Origin of the sequence: Corynebacterium sp. HMSC05H05 (assembly GCF_001807265.1) — a bacterium.
GTDB lineage: Bacteria > Actinomycetota > Actinomycetes > Mycobacteriales > Mycobacteriaceae > Corynebacterium.
Map to the genome: position 1 here is coordinate 12,211 of NZ_KV788382.1, position 14,919 is coordinate 27,129.

The 14,919-nt window shown below is 51.5% G+C and carries 10 protein-coding genes; 9 read left to right on the plus strand and 1 reads right to left on the minus strand.

Annotated features, from left to right (window positions below; all coding sequences use genetic code 11):
• The first annotated feature begins 187 nt into the window (after positions 1-187).
• From HMPREF3151_RS03375 to HMPREF3151_RS11765, 7 genes are all read left to right on the plus strand, one after another.
• Positions 188-1,342, plus strand: coding sequence for a glycosyltransferase (locus HMPREF3151_RS03375; RefSeq protein ID WP_168160588.1), 1,155 nt, complete (start codon positions 188-190; stop codon positions 1,340-1,342).
• Entirely contained in the window at positions 1,342-2,862 is a 1,521-nt protein-coding gene (locus HMPREF3151_RS11525) for a glycosyltransferase family 4 protein (protein ID WP_083290158.1), read from the plus strand. Before HMPREF3151_RS03375 ends, HMPREF3151_RS11525 begins: the two co-directional genes overlap by 1 nt.
• The gene (locus HMPREF3151_RS11530; protein ID WP_246815187.1) at positions 2,862-4,133 is read left to right on the plus strand and encodes a nucleotide sugar dehydrogenase; all 1,272 of its coding nucleotides are present in this window, start codon (positions 2,862-2,864) and stop codon (positions 4,131-4,133) included. The genes HMPREF3151_RS11525 and HMPREF3151_RS11530 overlap by 1 nt, the downstream gene beginning before the upstream one ends.
• Positions 4,134-4,212: 79 nt before the next feature.
• Complete coding sequence (locus tag HMPREF3151_RS03385) at positions 4,213-5,493, plus strand: nucleotide sugar dehydrogenase (protein WP_070473502.1); 1,281 nt, start codon at positions 4,213-4,215, stop codon at positions 5,491-5,493.
• A gap of 107 nt (positions 5,494-5,600) precedes the next feature.
• Positions 5,601-6,458, plus strand: coding sequence for an ABC transporter permease (locus HMPREF3151_RS03390; protein ID WP_070473504.1), 858 nt, complete (start codon positions 5,601-5,603; stop codon positions 6,456-6,458).
• A complete protein-coding gene (locus HMPREF3151_RS11535; RefSeq protein WP_083290159.1) occupies positions 6,448-7,269 on the plus strand; it encodes an ABC transporter ATP-binding protein in 822 nt (273 codons plus the stop codon). The genes HMPREF3151_RS03390 and HMPREF3151_RS11535 overlap by 11 nt, the downstream gene beginning before the upstream one ends.
• A gap of 9 nt (positions 7,270-7,278) precedes the next feature.
• A complete protein-coding gene (locus HMPREF3151_RS11765; RefSeq protein WP_141741294.1) occupies positions 7,279-8,490 on the plus strand; it encodes a UDP-N-acetylglucosamine--N-acetylmuramyl-(pentapeptide) pyrophosphoryl-undecaprenol N-acetylglucosamine transferase in 1,212 nt (403 codons plus the stop codon).
• Between the two features lie 9 nt (positions 8,491-8,499).
• On the opposite strand, the gene HMPREF3151_RS03395 is transcribed toward HMPREF3151_RS11765, so the two are convergent.
• Complete coding sequence (locus HMPREF3151_RS03395; protein WP_246815188.1) at positions 8,500-9,504, minus strand: glycosyltransferase; 1,005 nt, start codon at positions 9,502-9,504, stop codon at positions 8,500-8,502.
• A gap of 141 nt (positions 9,505-9,645) precedes the next feature.
• Between HMPREF3151_RS03395 and HMPREF3151_RS03400 the strand changes: the two genes are divergently transcribed.
• Positions 9,646-12,381, plus strand: coding sequence for a glycosyltransferase family 2 protein (locus tag HMPREF3151_RS03400; protein ID WP_141741295.1), 2,736 nt, complete (start codon positions 9,646-9,648; stop codon positions 12,379-12,381).
• Positions 12,371-14,884, plus strand: coding sequence for a glycosyltransferase family protein (locus HMPREF3151_RS03405; protein ID WP_141741296.1), 2,514 nt, complete (start codon positions 12,371-12,373; stop codon positions 14,882-14,884). The genes HMPREF3151_RS03400 and HMPREF3151_RS03405 overlap by 11 nt, the downstream gene beginning before the upstream one ends.
• Positions 14,885-14,919: the final 35 nt, after the last annotated feature.

The window sequence follows — 14,919 nt, forward strand, 5'->3', positions numbered from 1 at the left end:
CAGGAAGAGACGGCTTGCGGAATTTCCGGAGGGAGAGCTGATGCAAATACTCGTGCTTTCCCAGTATTGGTGGCCCGAAAATGGTGTACCGCAACGCAGGTGGAGCTGGTTGACATCAATCCTCATAAAACAGGGTCATGAAGTTTATGTAATTGCGCCTCCGCCCCGTGAGAAAAAGAGTACGAGCGTGGGCGTTTTCCACCGTCATGTTTCCCAAACCATCGCAGACCCTGAAGTGGGGCCCAGCGGCGAATATATCTATCGATGTGGGTATCTCCCCACCAACAGCTCTCTAACATATCGAGCCCTCAATCAAGCGTTTGTTGCCTTGAGTACGGTAATGGTTGGTGTGCGGTTGTGTCGTGATGGTCGCATTCCGAAACCTGAACTATTGGTCGGTACGGTGCCCGCACTGCCAACCGCACTGGCAACACGTTTGCTGGCAAAGTTGTTACAGGTGCGCTATGTAATTGATTTAAGGGATGCTTGGCCCGACTTGGTCGATTACAGTGCTCTCTGGAACCAAGGCGTTGGAAAGATGTCACGGCGTGAGCGGGTGCTTCGCCGGGGTCCAGTGCAGCTTGTGAGCCGGTACGTGAAGAAGATGCTGCCCGCCATATATAAGCGCAGTTCGGCGATGATCCTCACTTCGGACTACCTGAGGGAAAGTTTGCAAGAGCGGATGCGGGCAGGCGATCGTTTAGAACAGCCTTGTTTCGTGACCATTCGGAACGTTTTTCCAGCCCAGGTGGATGCAAGAGGCGCCCGCACAGAAGCTAAAACCCCGGGCGAGCTTAATGTTCTCTATGCAGGCACTCTCGGGAGGGCTCAACAGCTTTCCAATGCGGTGGAAGCGGTTCGTATCGCACGCGAGAAAGGGTACGAAGTCAATCTGAGGCTAGTGGGCGCTGGTGCAACTAGCGGAGCCCTGCGTGCACAAGTGAGGGCGACCGATTTGCCCATCAAGATTTACGGCAAGGCAAATCCGGAAACGCTCAGTGGACACTATGAGTGGGCAGACACTGCGCTCGTTCATTTGACAGATTGGGAGCCACTCAAAGCAGCGGTGCCCAGCAAGACCTTTGAACTGATGCGAATGGGAATACATATTTCAGGTTCTGTCGCAGGCGAAGCCGCGGATCTGATCGAGAGTCTCGAGGCAGGTGACGGAGTACCGCCTCAAGATCCGCTCGCTCTAGCAAATCTATGGTGTGAGTTGATTGATGATCGATCGCGTCTATCAATATCCGCCAAGGCCAGGTCATGGATTGATCAAGAGGAGAGCGTTGAAACCCCACGTAAGGTTCGCGCCCTCATTCAGAGCATCAAGGACCAACATTGATGCAATACGCGCGCGCGGTATTTACTTTTCTAACCTTCTTATTAAGGGAAGCAGTTGTTGATCCACGTGGTCTGATCGGCAAAGTGAGGGCGAAACGCGGCTTGCCAAAATGGCAGCCACTTTTTGAGCCAACAGAAGCTGAGCTGGCCGAAGACGGGGGCGAGTACCGATTAGCCCTAAAGCTGGCTTCGATGAAAGGGCGTCCCTCACAGCGGTGGAGAAATGCTCTCGTTCGCAGGCGAGTTGAAAACGAACTTTGGTGGCTCTCTCAATCAATTGCGACGAGCAAAACGTATCTGCTTTCGAGCGAGCCACGATCCACTCAAGTCCTCTATGTTGCTGGCAATTCTCTTCCGTACACAAACTCTGGATATTCAAAACGTACGCACTCTCTGGCAAAGGCCGTGCAGTCTTCGGGTGTGGCAATAACCGTCCTCACGAGACTCGGTTATCCCTCAGTAGTTGGTGTAGCTGTCAGTAAGGCAGCTGAGACGGTTGAATCGCTCCGCTATGAACGAAATATGCAGTGGCGATTTCCGTGCGACCCCAGGAAAGAATTTGAATACGCGAAAAAAGGAATCGTGGAGGCGGCGAGACGCCACAACGCTACAATTCTCCACACCACGACGAGCTTTAAGAATGCCATTGTAGTTGCCGCAGCGGCTCAGGAACTGCACCTGCCTTGGGTATATGAGACTCGTGGCGAGATTGAGAAAACGTGGCTGACGCATTCCGCATATGGCAGAACTTCGAGAACCGAGGAGTCAGAGCATTATCGCCTCTGGCGAGCGAAGGAAGTGGAGGCTGCTTCGGCGGCAGACGGGGTGGTTACATTAAGCAACCTCGCTGCTAGACGACTGATTCGTAAGGGTATCGCTGGGGGGGATATCTGTGTAGCGCCTAATTCTGCGGAGGATGACCTCTTCAAAAGGGTGATTTCTGTGGATGAAGCGCGAAGGTTGACCGGAGTTGAAGGTGATTTCATAGTGGGAACTATTACTTCGGTAGTTGAGTACGAGGGACTCGACACGATGATTCGAGCGCTCCCTCACCTACCGAACAGCGTGAAATTTCTGGTTGTCGGCGACGGTATCGATAGGCCACGATTAGAAGAACTAACTTCCGACCTGGGCCTGTCGGAACGGGTTACATTTGTGGGGCGTCAACCACAGGACGAGATCGTCCCCTGGTATAGGACACTCGACGTGTTCGTGGTGCCGCGAACAAATTCGCCGGTTTGCCGAACAGTGACTCCAATCAAGCCTCTTGCAGCCATGGCGCTAGGAATTCCAGTGGTGGCGTCCGATCTTCCGGCACTGCAAGAAGTCACAGGAGGCTTGGCCACGTACTTTGAGTCGGAAAACCCGGAGGCACTGGCAGCAGCGATTCGAACGGTAATGCGAGGACCGCATCGGGGCAGACAAGCACAGGAGTGGGCGAAGGGGCGTACCTGGAGTCAAATCGGGTACATTCTGAGGGAATTTTACAGTGAGATCGAGAATAGAAGGTTGACATCTTAGTGAACGCGAGTTTGGGAGCATATAGTCAGCGGGTAGATATCGGGGTAATTGGTCTTGGTTACATCGGGCTACCTACAGCCGTTGTGCTTGCAGATAACTTTGATGTTGTGGCCGGTTACGACATCGACGACGCGCGCCGACGGTTTGTAGAAAATGCAGTCGCGCCTTTTGTGGAACCCGGACTCGATCAGCTGCTCAAAAAAGCAGTGACGTCAGGTAAGCTGGTGGTTACCGATTCCATCGCTACGGCTGAAAATTACGTCATCGCGGTACCAACCCCGATTTCTGAAGACAGAAGTGCTGACTTGACCTACATTTTCAGCGCTATAGAAAGTCTTGCTGAGATTCTTCGTGGGGATGAATTGCTTATCATCGAATCTACTTGTCCTCCAGGAACTACGGCGCGTCTAGTAGATAGAATCGTTGAGCTACGTCCTGATTTGAAGGAAGCGGTGGATTCTGAGCGGATGGGAATCGCGTATTGCCCAGAACGAGTGCTTCCGGGCAATATCATTGAAGAGCTGCAATCGAATGACCGCATAATTGGGGGGTACACCACCAATGCGTCTAATAGAGCAGCAAAACTGTATTCCCAATTTTGTCGTGGTCAACTTTGGTTGACTGACTCTCGGACCGCTGAGATGAGTAAATTAGCAGAGAATGCATTTCGGGATGTGAATATTGCGTTCGCGAATCAGCTGGAGCTTCTCTGCGTGCAAAATGAAGTTGATGTTTGGGAACTTCGCGAACTGGCGAACAAGCATCCGCGTGTGAACATCCTCGAACCCGGTCCCGGGGTTGGCGGACACTGCATCGCGGTTGATCCCTGGTTTTTGGTGGGCGCAGAAGGGAACGCTCCGCTGATAGAGAGCGCTCGGCATCTTAACGATTCGAAACCTCAGAACATCTCGAACCGTATCGTTGAACTCGTGCAGAGCGTCGATGAGCCGCATATTTTGGCATTAGGGCTTGCTTTTAAAGAGAATGTGGATGATGTCCGTCATTCACCGGCCGTTGAAGTAGTCAGGATTTTCTCCGAAGCTAGACCGGATGCTGAAATTACTGTGATCGATCCGCTAGTTTCGGTGTGCCCTTCTGAGCTTCAGGGTATCTCGAATGTGCACTTTTTGCGGGAAATGCCCACGGATTTTGCGGGTGTCGATGTTGTGGTGGCGCTAGTCGCACACAATGAATTTAAAGATCTAACCCTGAGTCAGTTTGGCGAGGTGAAGCTGGTAGATACTCGCGGACTCTTCAAAGGCTCCATGTAGGAGTATAATCTTCTACGATTGTTGCCCTTGGGCCACATGTGTCCGCAAGTACGAATTCCAATCAGATGAGGATGGCACTATGGATAAAAGCGTAACTATCGTCGGGCAAGGATACGTCGGCTTGCCACTTGCGCAAGCCGCTGCAAGGGCCGGATGGAAGGTTTGGGGTCTCGATACGAGCAGCAAGACCGTAGAGGCTCTGAACGAAGGACGCTCTCATGTCGATGATCTGTCGGATGAAGAGATCAAGGAGATGATAGGTAAAGGCTACGAGGCTACAACGGATCCGACTTGTATCTCGAATAGTCAGTACATCGTCGTTTGCGTGCCAACTCCTTTGGGCGAGGCGGGGTCCCCCGACCTTCGGGCGGTCGAAGCTGCTACGACAACAGTGGGCCGTCATATTCAACGTGGAGCAACTTATATCCTTGAGTCGACCACGTATCCAGGCACGACAGACAACGTTTGTGTACCGCTTCTTGAGGGGCACTCGCAGCTGAAGGTGGGTGAGGACTTCAATGTTGCATACAGCCCCGAACGCGTTGACCCGGGTTCGAAGAAGTTCGGCATTCAAAACACTCCAAAATTGGTTGGCGGCGTAAATGACGAGTCGACTAATTCCGCATTGGGGTTCTATGGCACCTTTGTTGACAATGTGGTTCCGGTGAGGGGAACTAAGGAAGCGGAGACGGCGAAGCTGCTGGAGAACACCTTCCGACATGTTAATATCGCTCTGGTCAACGAGATGGCGCAGTTCTGTCATGAGCTTGGGATCGATATTTGGGAGGTTATTAACGGCGCAGCTACGAAGCCGTTTGGCTTCATGCGTTTCACTCCGGGCCCAGGCGTCGGTGGACACTGCATCCCCATTGATCCGAACTATCTCTCCTTTGAGGTGCGTAAGCAACTAGGCTACCCATTCCGCTTTGTCGAACTGGCTCAAGAAATCAACAACTCGATGCCGGCTTATGTCGTAGATCGTGCGTCGCGCCTGCTCAATAAAGAGAAGAAGGCCCTCAATGGTTCGAAGGTGCTTTTGCTTGGTGTGACATACAAGGCTGACATTGCAGACCAGCGTCAGTCCCCCGCTGTTCCGGTCGCCGAACGCTTCATGGCATTTGGTGCGGATCTCCAGTTCCATGACCCGTTTGTAGAAAAATGGAACGTCTCTGATGACCCGACCAGTCGCGATATCTTGCTGGACCGAGAAGACGATCTGGAAAAAGCTGTAAGTGAAGCAGATCTAGTTGTACTACTGCAGCCACACTCGATTTACGATATTGAGAAGCTCTCACAGCGTTCGAAAATTTTCTTCGACACCGTAGGTGCTTCTTCGTCCGATTCAGTGGTCAAACTATAGCCGAGAATCTGCTGGCCTCCTGATTAGATTCAGATATCAGGGGGCCTTAGTTTTTGTTGCTCCGCAGGCACCGTAGAATCACTGTGAATCGAAACAGGAGTGAAACGATGGCGTCAGACACATTAGTCGTCAATGGCGGGAGACTTTCAAGACTTCAGTCACGCCCCACACTAGAGGAATACATCAGGGAGATTTGGCAGGTTAGGCGTTTTATAGCTCTTAACGCTCGTACGCGTGCCAACCTAAATGGACGAGATACGTTTCTGGGGCGTGCTTGGGTCATTTTGGATCCGATACTTCAAACAGCATTTTACGGCTTTGTGTTCGGCATGGTCCTGAATGTTTCCAAAGGTATGGAGAACTTCCCAGGCTACCTCGCCATTGGTGTGGTCTTCTTCCGAATGGCGACCCGGGGTTTAACCAGCGGAATAGGGCTAGTTCGTCGTTCACGTGCCTTAATTTCTTCTTTTAGTTTTCCGCGGGCAGCCGTAGTCCTCGGCGAAGGATTAAAAAATGCGATCGACGGTGTTACCCCGGTGTTGGTTGGCATTTTGATGGCCCTAGCCTGGCAGTTAGACAAAGCCATTCCGTGGACTGTCGTACTCATCGTTCCGATATATTGCCTCGTACAGCTTTTTTCTCTAGGGTGTGTATTTTTCGTTGCCCGCGCCACGGCATTTGTTCCGGACCTAAAGTCGATCGTGAATCTATTTACCCGCGCCCTGTTTTTCCTGTCTGGGATCTTTTTCTCTATCGAGAGGTTTGTTAATCACGAGACGCTGGCGCTAGTAATGAAACTGAACCCCGTCTACCAAGCGCTTTATGCTGCACGGTGCTGCGTATTGGACGGCGAGGTGCCCCCGGTATTCACATGGGCCTATCTCGCGTTTTGGGCTTTCGGCCTTGTAACATTTGGCTTTATCTATTTCTGGGCGGCTGAAGGAAGGTACGCAAATGTTAGGTGATCCCGTTGTCGTCGCGGATGATTTGCATTTGACGTATAAGCTTGGTCGAAATGGCTCGGCCTACACTTTCGACTTTCGAGGTAGATCTACTCGCGTGGACGCGCTTAGGGGAGTTAGCTTCGTCATCCAAAGGGGTGAGTCGGTTGGAGTACTCGGGCGGAATGGCTCGGGAAAATCTTCATTGCTCTCCATCCTGTCGGGAAAGATTGCTGCTTCCGCCGGATCAGTGTACGTATCGTCAACGCCAACTTTGCTGAGCGTTTCTGCCGCACTGCAAGGTGATGTTTCAGGCAGGACCAACGCTAGGCTCGGTCTTCTCGCGCGTGGGTTGTCCGGTTCGGAGGTTGATCAGAAAGTAGCTGAGATCGGTGAGTGGACAGAACTTGATTCGGCTTATGACCGGCCTCTGAAAACCTACTCGTCTGGAATGAAGGCGCGCCTAAAGTTTGCTATCGCTACGGCTACCGCATCGGAGATCCTTTTGGTCGATGAGGCTCTATCTACGGGTGATTCCACTTTCGCACTTAAAGCCAAAGCGCGAATGGCAGAATTTCTTGAAGATTCTGGGACAATCGTAGTTGTGTCCCACTCGGCAACTTCGATTCGTCGACAGTGTGATCGCGTGATTTGGCTCAATGAGGGTGTAGTGGTGGCTGACGGTGCGGTCGCTGAAATTTCGAAGGTCTATGCGGAATGGAATCAGGCAAGGGCAAGAGGTGAAAGTGATAGAGCGAGCGGAATTCTCGCGGAAGCTTCGCGAGCATACAACAAGCCGAAAATAGTTATAGCTCGCTCTGTCGAGGGAGAATAAGGGGAGTCTATGTCCACCAAGTCCCTTCGGGTATCAATCCGAAAGAATGCACTGGCTGTTCTAGACCGGGCAGGTTTCAGGTCATCCGTAACCGAGTCTGATTTTAGTAAGCTTACCGAACGGCTAGCAGGCCAAAAAGATTCCGAAGACGATTGCCGCGGGCCGCGTGTGCTTCTCGTCTCGAGTAACGGTGCCGGCCTTGGCCATCTAAGCCGGTTGATCGGTATTTCCAAGGAGATAGAAGGCCCGAAGCTGATCTATACGCTGTCAAGCGCCTATCAAAAAGTCGGACTAAGCAAGGACGAAATAGTCTATTTCCCGTCCTACGGTGATCTCGAAATGGCTGGCGGAGCGTGGAATCCGCTGCTTACCGCACACTTTGGAGCAGTTGTCAGAGGGTTTGAACCAGACGTGATTGTCTTTGACGGAACGTTTGTCTATCGCGGAATTGTGGAATGCGCAAGGCGGTACCAAAAGACGCTAGTGTGGGTTCAAAGGGGGTGTTGGCGAGATGAGGTTCGAACGGCAAGCCGGCAGATTAGTTTCGCAGATCAATTTGTGGACGAAATTATCATCCCTCGAGATGTTGCCGTCGCGGAAAGCACTGAAATGCAAGGGCATATTGTGCCCAGGCAAGTGAATCCACTTTGCGTAGTAGCAGAAGGTGACCTGCTCACACGCCGAGCAGCCCGGGAAGCATTAGGTTTACCTGCAGATAAGAAGCTCTTTCTGATACAAATTGGCGCCGGTGTAATAAACGACATCTCTGATATACGCGCTGCCGCGCTGAAAGCCGTAGAGAATCTCGGCGACGACTGGAATCCAGTGTTGGTACAGAATCCATTGAACGCATCCGTAACAATTAAGGACGTATACTCGGTTCAAGCGTATCCGCTTGCAAAGTATCTCGGTGCTTTTGATGCCGCGGTGTTTGCTGCCGGATATAACTCGGTCCAAGAAAGCGTTGTTGCTAAAATCCCCGCGGTTTTTGTGCCGAACCTATATACAAAGACTGATGATCAGCTAAGGCGTGCACGCGGAATGGTTGACCGAGAGCTTGGGCTTGTGGCTCTAACTTCCGACGAAATAGAGACAAGTATTTCAAAACTTGGCGATGACAAGTTTAGGAACGGGTTGAGAGAGCGTTTGAAGCACGCCTCATTTGTTCCTGGGGCTAAGCAAGCCGCAGACTTGATCGTTAACGTTGTAAATAAGAGTTAGTTTCCCGCCTCACCAATTGAATCGAGGGATTCTTTCTGCGGCTTTCTTCGTGAATTCGGCTATTGTCTGCGGTTTGCTGTGGGTAGAAACGAGGGCCTTGAGCTTTCTCGAGTCGGGGAGTTTGTCCCCAAACTTCACTCCTGGGAAGAGTGAATGAAAGGCGTAGTCCTTTGGGACTTCCTGCTTCAAATAGTTCCTAAATCGGTTAGCTAAATCGCCACTCGGCTTGTCCTCACCAGAATCTTGCGAGAGATGAAGCGAATGTAAAAACTTAACTGATCGACTGTCGAGAACTACTGGTGCACGCTGGTCAATCTTGGTGTGTGGTGCGCGCTTGGGACCAATGACGCGTTTGGCGCCAATGGAACAGACGCGAGCAAGGCCTATGGCTATTTTAGGGCGATGCTCGTAGCGAGGCTCGAAAAAGGTTTCGTTTTCGTAGAATGCTTGCAGCCCTAGACCGTGCGAAACATGGAAGCCCACAAACGGGTTGGAGAGATAAGCCGAGAGAGATTCAAAGTAGTCGACGGCAAGAATATCGTCGTCATCGAGGCGGTACTCAGCAAAAATATCCCCCTGATTGAAGTGTTCGCGGGCGATATTTTCGAGAGAAAGCCCGTTTCGGTTTGAAGCGTCTCGGCGGTCGAGTAGTAGCCAACTGTACCGATTCGCAGCTTCTTTTAACTGCATTTGGTACCTGGCGGGAAGCTCATCAGAGTAGCTCACTACATGAATCAAATCCATCCCGGATTGTGCTTGGTCAAGAATTGGAAGGGAGTAATTGAAGAAAATTTCCTGGCGACTTTGCATTCTCTCCTCAGAGTAAAGTCGACGGAGGTAGGCTTCCTCACTCTTGCGACCTGCAGAGCGAGATAGCCGCCAGGAAGTTGAATCGGGTTCGAACAAACTAAACCGGGTATGTCCAATAAAACGCAAAGAAACCTCCCCATTGGGATTCGAAAAGTGTCGTTCATGTAAGTTTGCCCTCCATTGTATGTGGCGGCTCGTCGCCACTAACTGGTATCCGGTAGAAGTCGAGCGAGGCCCCGGAAAATTTGCGGGAGCCAATGAGCGCGCCGCTGAGGGGCCGGCGCTTAAGCTTCGTGAACCCTCTAATGGAGAGACAATCCGATGTGTCGAGTATCTTAAGTAATCGTGCGAAACTCGAACTTCAAGCTAACCAGAACCCGCCTGGTATTCGCGCTCGGCGCCGTGGCGACCACGTTGGGGCTCCTCGCAGCCTTGGGTGAGGTCTGGCGGTTAGCAATCCCACTATTAGCGGCAGGTGTAGCTTCAGGACTCATTTTGCTGCTCAGCGTGCATGAATTTCTTTTGAAGGTGCGAGCTACGCAGCTTTCGTCTAGGAAAGACGCTCGTGAAGTTCGCCGCGTCGCTGAGGGCAATCAGGACTCGATTTCAAAAGTGTTGGATGAGATAGAGTATTTGGGCGCAGCGGCAGATTCTCTCTCCTCCAACGCCGAACGTGTCCTTAGCGAAACAACTGTGGGGCGGGGGCAAGGATTCAAAAAGATCGCGCCCGCGAAGAATGCAAAAGCGCCTGCCAAGTCGAAAGCAACGGCAAATCGTTTGCGCAAGGCTTTAGAGTACAAGCAACCCGATATCTTGAGGCAGGTCGCGCACCAATTTAACGGTGACCTCAAGTCCGCTGAATCCTACGCACTTGTCACTCGCAGTTTCAATTTTCGGGACGTTCTCGCATACTTAGCATCGGATGGACGCTACGGCTTCGCTGATGTTCGTAGAATCCTGCGAGCGAGTTTGTCAGGGCAGGAAAGCGAACACGGCTTAGGATCAGTATTCGATGAGGAAGCGTTGATTGCCCTAGCTAGGGTGGTTGGTACACAGCGCCTAAGCGAGGACGATCTCGCCATGGCTCGGGATGTTTTGATGCTTCTCGAAAAACACGGAACCGATCGAAAATTAGACCTGAAAACCGCAAGAGTTTTTGGTGAGGTACTTGCGGATTTAGGAAATTACGATAGAGCCCGCGAACTCCTAGACGCTACAGGTGTATCGAAACGTGACCCAGCGCAGATCGATTTGATGAACGCGAATGAGATCCTGGAAAAGGGCTACTCAGATTATGAATGGTGTGCTTCCGTCAACAAAATCTATCAAAGGGCAGGTCTGGAGAAGATTCATGTCGGAACCACGGTAGCGGCAACGCGGTTTGATTCACTTAATTCAGTAAAATCCGAGGCCACTATAGATAAAGGGCCATTGATCTCAGTTCTCATTCCCACGTTTGGTGGCGGTGATCGGATAGAAACTGCTCTTAACTCACTTTTGAACCAGACTTGGAAGAATATTGAAATTCTGGTCGTGGATGATGGCTCCCCCGCCGCCGAGCTTCGTCGGCTCAGGGAAGTGGTTGCGCTGTATGACGAACGTGTGAGACTCATCGAACTCGATCAAAACAACGGCGCGTATGTGGCGCGTAATACCGCCTTGAAAGAAGCTCGCGGAAAATTTATTACTGTTCACGATGACGATGACTGGTCTCACCCGCAAAAGCTGCAGATTCAAGTCGAATACTTGTTGGATAATCCCAGTGTCGCGGCATGCTTTACCATGCACGTGAGGGCCGACGAAAACGTCAAGTTTTTAAGGATCAATAAGTCACCCCAGCTCGTTCAAAAGAACCTTTCTTCGCTGATGTTCCGTGATTGGGTATTCGACCAGTTCGGCACCTGGCAAAACGTGAATCGCGGAGGCGATGCTGAGTTTTACGACCGTCTGCGACGGATTGGCAAGTTAGAGGTACGCCAAGCTTCAACGGTGCCACTGTCTTTCACGAGGACGCACCCGTCTTCTCTTACGTCTGGAGAAATTAGTCGCGGCTATATGGATCCGTCTCGGCGTTTCTACCACTCCGCATACCTGAACCGTCATCAATTGTGGTCCGAAACTGGAACCAGGAATTTTGAGATTTCGTCTGATGAGATCCCCTTGAACATGCAGCCAGGTATGCGCGGGAAGGATCTAGGCCACTTCGGAACTGTCGTCTTAGCTGACTTTGGACAGATTTCCTCCAATGTATCGCTTGGGCTTAACAAGATCGCTTCGGAGATTCGCCGAGGTGGGCGATGCGGGATCGTCCACTTTTATGCGCCAACTAGCGCCGGTAGCGTGAGGGTGGATCCACGGGTGCATGCCGCATTTGATACAGCAAAGGTTGGAATTCTTTCTACGAGTGACCGCGCCGAGGTGGATTGTTTGGTTGTATTGGAGCCGACTTTGATCAAGTTCATGGATGGGCTCCCAATCAATCTCAAAATCGATTCTGTGCACGTTTTGCGTGGCGTAAGTACTTCTCCAATCGCGACTGATTCTGAGCTCGTAGATGTAGCGACGTCGGTTTTCGGGACTAAGGATGTGCGTGTAATAGACCCGTCTGAGCTCATGGGGAGGGACAACATTGTGGAACCTGGAGACCTTCTTTCACTGCTCCCCGTTGGGGATCGAACGGTAGTGACGAACAAATTCGTTCGTATCGCCGACAGTGAGGCACAAATTGAGTTCCTCGGTCAGCCAAGCCTTTTGGATAAACTTGGGCAGGGTTTTGAGATTCGTGGGCCCTCAGGCAAAACAGCCCTCCAAAGGATTTTAGTGATACGGCCCAACAAGCCCTCGGAGATTTTTGCTTTTGCGGATCGTATTTTGACCGCCATCAGGGGCGAAGAAATTGTGATTCTTCACAAAGATGTTGAAATGATTTTTGGAACGGCTGCGCTCTATCCGCGGGATGCTGACATGGCCGAGGCCATTGAGCTAATAATTTCCAATGCTGATCTAGCCAACTTCCAAAGAGCCCGTGCCCTTGATTGGTACAGCAACAATTTTCAGTTAGGAGTAAGTGATGCCGGATAGAGTTGAATCGTCCCGGGCACAGGCCGTATCGGATCGGAATCGTTTCAACCTGAGGGCCGAAGATTTTTGGCTGGACAATACGCTAATTTCGGCGAAGCGACGCGGCGCTGCTGTGTCTTCCGCACTACGGAACGGCGCAGAAGGTTACCTAAACTTCCTAGCCTACGAAATCAGTGAATTTAGTCTGGACTGGTGTGGCTTGCATGATTTACTTTGGAGCGAATTCGCTTCCGGCGGTTTTGATTTACGCTTGCCTAACATAGTCAAGTCGAATAATTTGTCCTCTAAGGCTTTGGCATGGTGCGAAGTCGCAGTCTACCTGGTTTTAGCTGAGAAATCAGATGTCGACTTGAAGATCGGTGCTGATCTACTAAAGTGGGCGGCCCCTCAGGTGCCAAGAAAGCTGGCTTCGAGTTCGCAATATCGCGAGCTCCTCATTCAACTATTGATCCGGACGTCCCAGGTTGATGCTGCTCGGAAGCTCCTCGCGGGAAAAACATGGCTGGATCAAGAGACCACCTGGTTCTACCGTGCTCAGTGCGAAAGAGTCTTAGAAGGAGCTGACAAGAGTTGGGTGGATAGTTTTAACCGGTTGCTTCCCCCTGAATTTGGATTGATTCTAGGCGGTGACGAAGCAGATACATATGACAGTCTGCGATTCTCGTTCGGAGAAGGGGAGACTCGCTCAAGCGCGGTCCGAAGCGCGTTCAGCGTCGTTGTCCCGGTGGAGGAAGTATGGGAGCTTGAGCTTTTGGATGAAAGTCTGCGTTCGGTAAAGAACCAGACTGCTCAGGCTAGCGAGATCTTGGTCGTTGTGAATAACACGCTGAAGTCCGCAGTGTCCAACGAAATCCAAAGCCAGTACAGCGCTGATGTCATCGTAGTTGGTAGCGGCACAGATCAAGGTTCTTTGTTGAAGGAAGGGGTTGATCGGTCTAGTAACGAGACTGTGTTTGTGCAATTGCCGAACTCGATATCCCATCCACGGAGATTTGAGTTCCAATTAGCAGACATGGCGAGCTCCGATCGTAATTTTTCATTCGGTAGCGTGGTGGCAACTGATATGTCTCTGGGTTTCCAGCAGATCGGGTATACAGTGAGCGGTGTTAGCGGAGCGTCTCTGTGTTTCGATAAACGCCTGTTTGATGCAGTCGGGGACTTGTTGCCTCTTGGGCGGATGGCTCTCGATGAGTTTCTAAAGAGGCTACATATTGTGTACCCGGGTAAAGGCATTTCTGGATACCCATTGGCGATAACCCGATCGCCTGACGGAAGGGACTTTCCTTTCCTTTATGGCCAAGTGTCGGAACAGCAGCGTCTTATCGATTCAGGGCTTGCCGAGTTTCATCTTCAGCTGGCGGAGTCTGTGAAAGATGATTCGACACTCGGTCTTGAGGTCCAGGAAGCATTGCTGGGCGTAATAGCTCAACAAGGGGATAACGACTTTGACGTGGTGCTGGCTGGGGATTGGCGAAAATACGGTGGACCCCAGAAGTCTATGATCGAGGAGATCCATGCTCTGGTTGGCGCTGGGTATAAAGTAGGCGTCCTTCATATGGAGGCGGCACGGTTCATGACGGTTGATACTGGCAACCTATGCCGACCTATCCAGCAGCTGATTAACAAAGGGTATGTGGGGCAAATTGCATACAACGAGCCCGCCTCGACAAAGCTCCTAATCCTCCGCTATCCTCCGATCCTCCAGGTGGTTCCTGAGAAGCCGTCGATGATCTATGTACAGCGCATGGTAATCCTTGCGAATCAGGCGCCTTCGGAGCTTGACGGCAGCGATATCCGGTACACGGTCCCTGAAGTTTCAAAAGGCGCACTGCACTGTTTTGGAGTCGACGCCACCTGGGCCCCTCAGGGCCCCCAGGTCAGGAGGGCCATAGAAGCATATTTGGCACCTGACCAGCTTGAAAAGTTCGATATGCCCGGGATTGTAAATCCTGTCGAGTGGCGAGGGGAGATTCCCAGAACTCGGCTGAATGAACTGCCGGTTATCGGCCGCCATTCACGTGATAATCCGATGAAATGGCCTGAAGACGCAGGGGCGATAGAAAGTGCGTACCCGACAAACGGCACTGCGCACGTCCGCTCCATGGGGGGAACTAGCTATGCTCAGCAAGTACTCGGTCTAAACCAGCCTCCAGAAAACTGGGATTCTTTGGCAAAAGACGCGGAACCAGTCGTAGATTTTCTCCATAGCTTGGACTATTATGTGTTTTTCCAGCACTCGAATGCGATCGAAGCCTTTGGGCGCGCAGTACTCGAGGCAATCGCTGCGAACTTGGTTGTCATTCTGCAACGCAACTACGAAGAAGTATTCGGAGAGGCCGCTATTTACGCTGACCCAGAGGAAGTGGCAGATATTATCCGGGACTTTCAAAACGATCCGCAGTCTTATGCAGAACAACAATTGAGAGCAGCTGACAAGGTGGCACGTGAGTTTTCGTACGAATCCCACGTCGATAAGATTCGCTCAATATTGAAGCGAGTCTAGATTGAATTTAGGACACGTAAATCCGTTAGGTTAAA

Bases quoted from the DNA above. Each gene is read 5' to 3' on its own strand.
- HMPREF3151_RS11525 (WP_083290158.1), top strand. From the start codon at position 1,342: ATGCAATACGCGCGCGCGGTATTTACTTTTCTAACCTTCTTATTAAGG.
- HMPREF3151_RS03385 (WP_070473502.1), top strand. From the start codon at position 4,213: ATGGATAAAAGCGTAACTATCGTCGGGCAAGGATACGTCGGCTTGCCA.
- HMPREF3151_RS03390 (WP_070473504.1), top strand. From the start codon at position 5,601: ATGGCGTCAGACACATTAGTCGTCAATGGCGGGAGACTTTCAAGACTT.
- HMPREF3151_RS11535 (WP_083290159.1), top strand. From the start codon at position 6,448: ATGTTAGGTGATCCCGTTGTCGTCGCGGATGATTTGCATTTGACGTAT.
- HMPREF3151_RS11765 (WP_141741294.1), top strand. From the start codon at position 7,279: ATGTCCACCAAGTCCCTTCGGGTATCAATCCGAAAGAATGCACTGGCT.
- HMPREF3151_RS03405 (WP_141741296.1), top strand. From the start codon at position 12,371: ATGCCGGATAGAGTTGAATCGTCCCGGGCACAGGCCGTATCGGATCGG.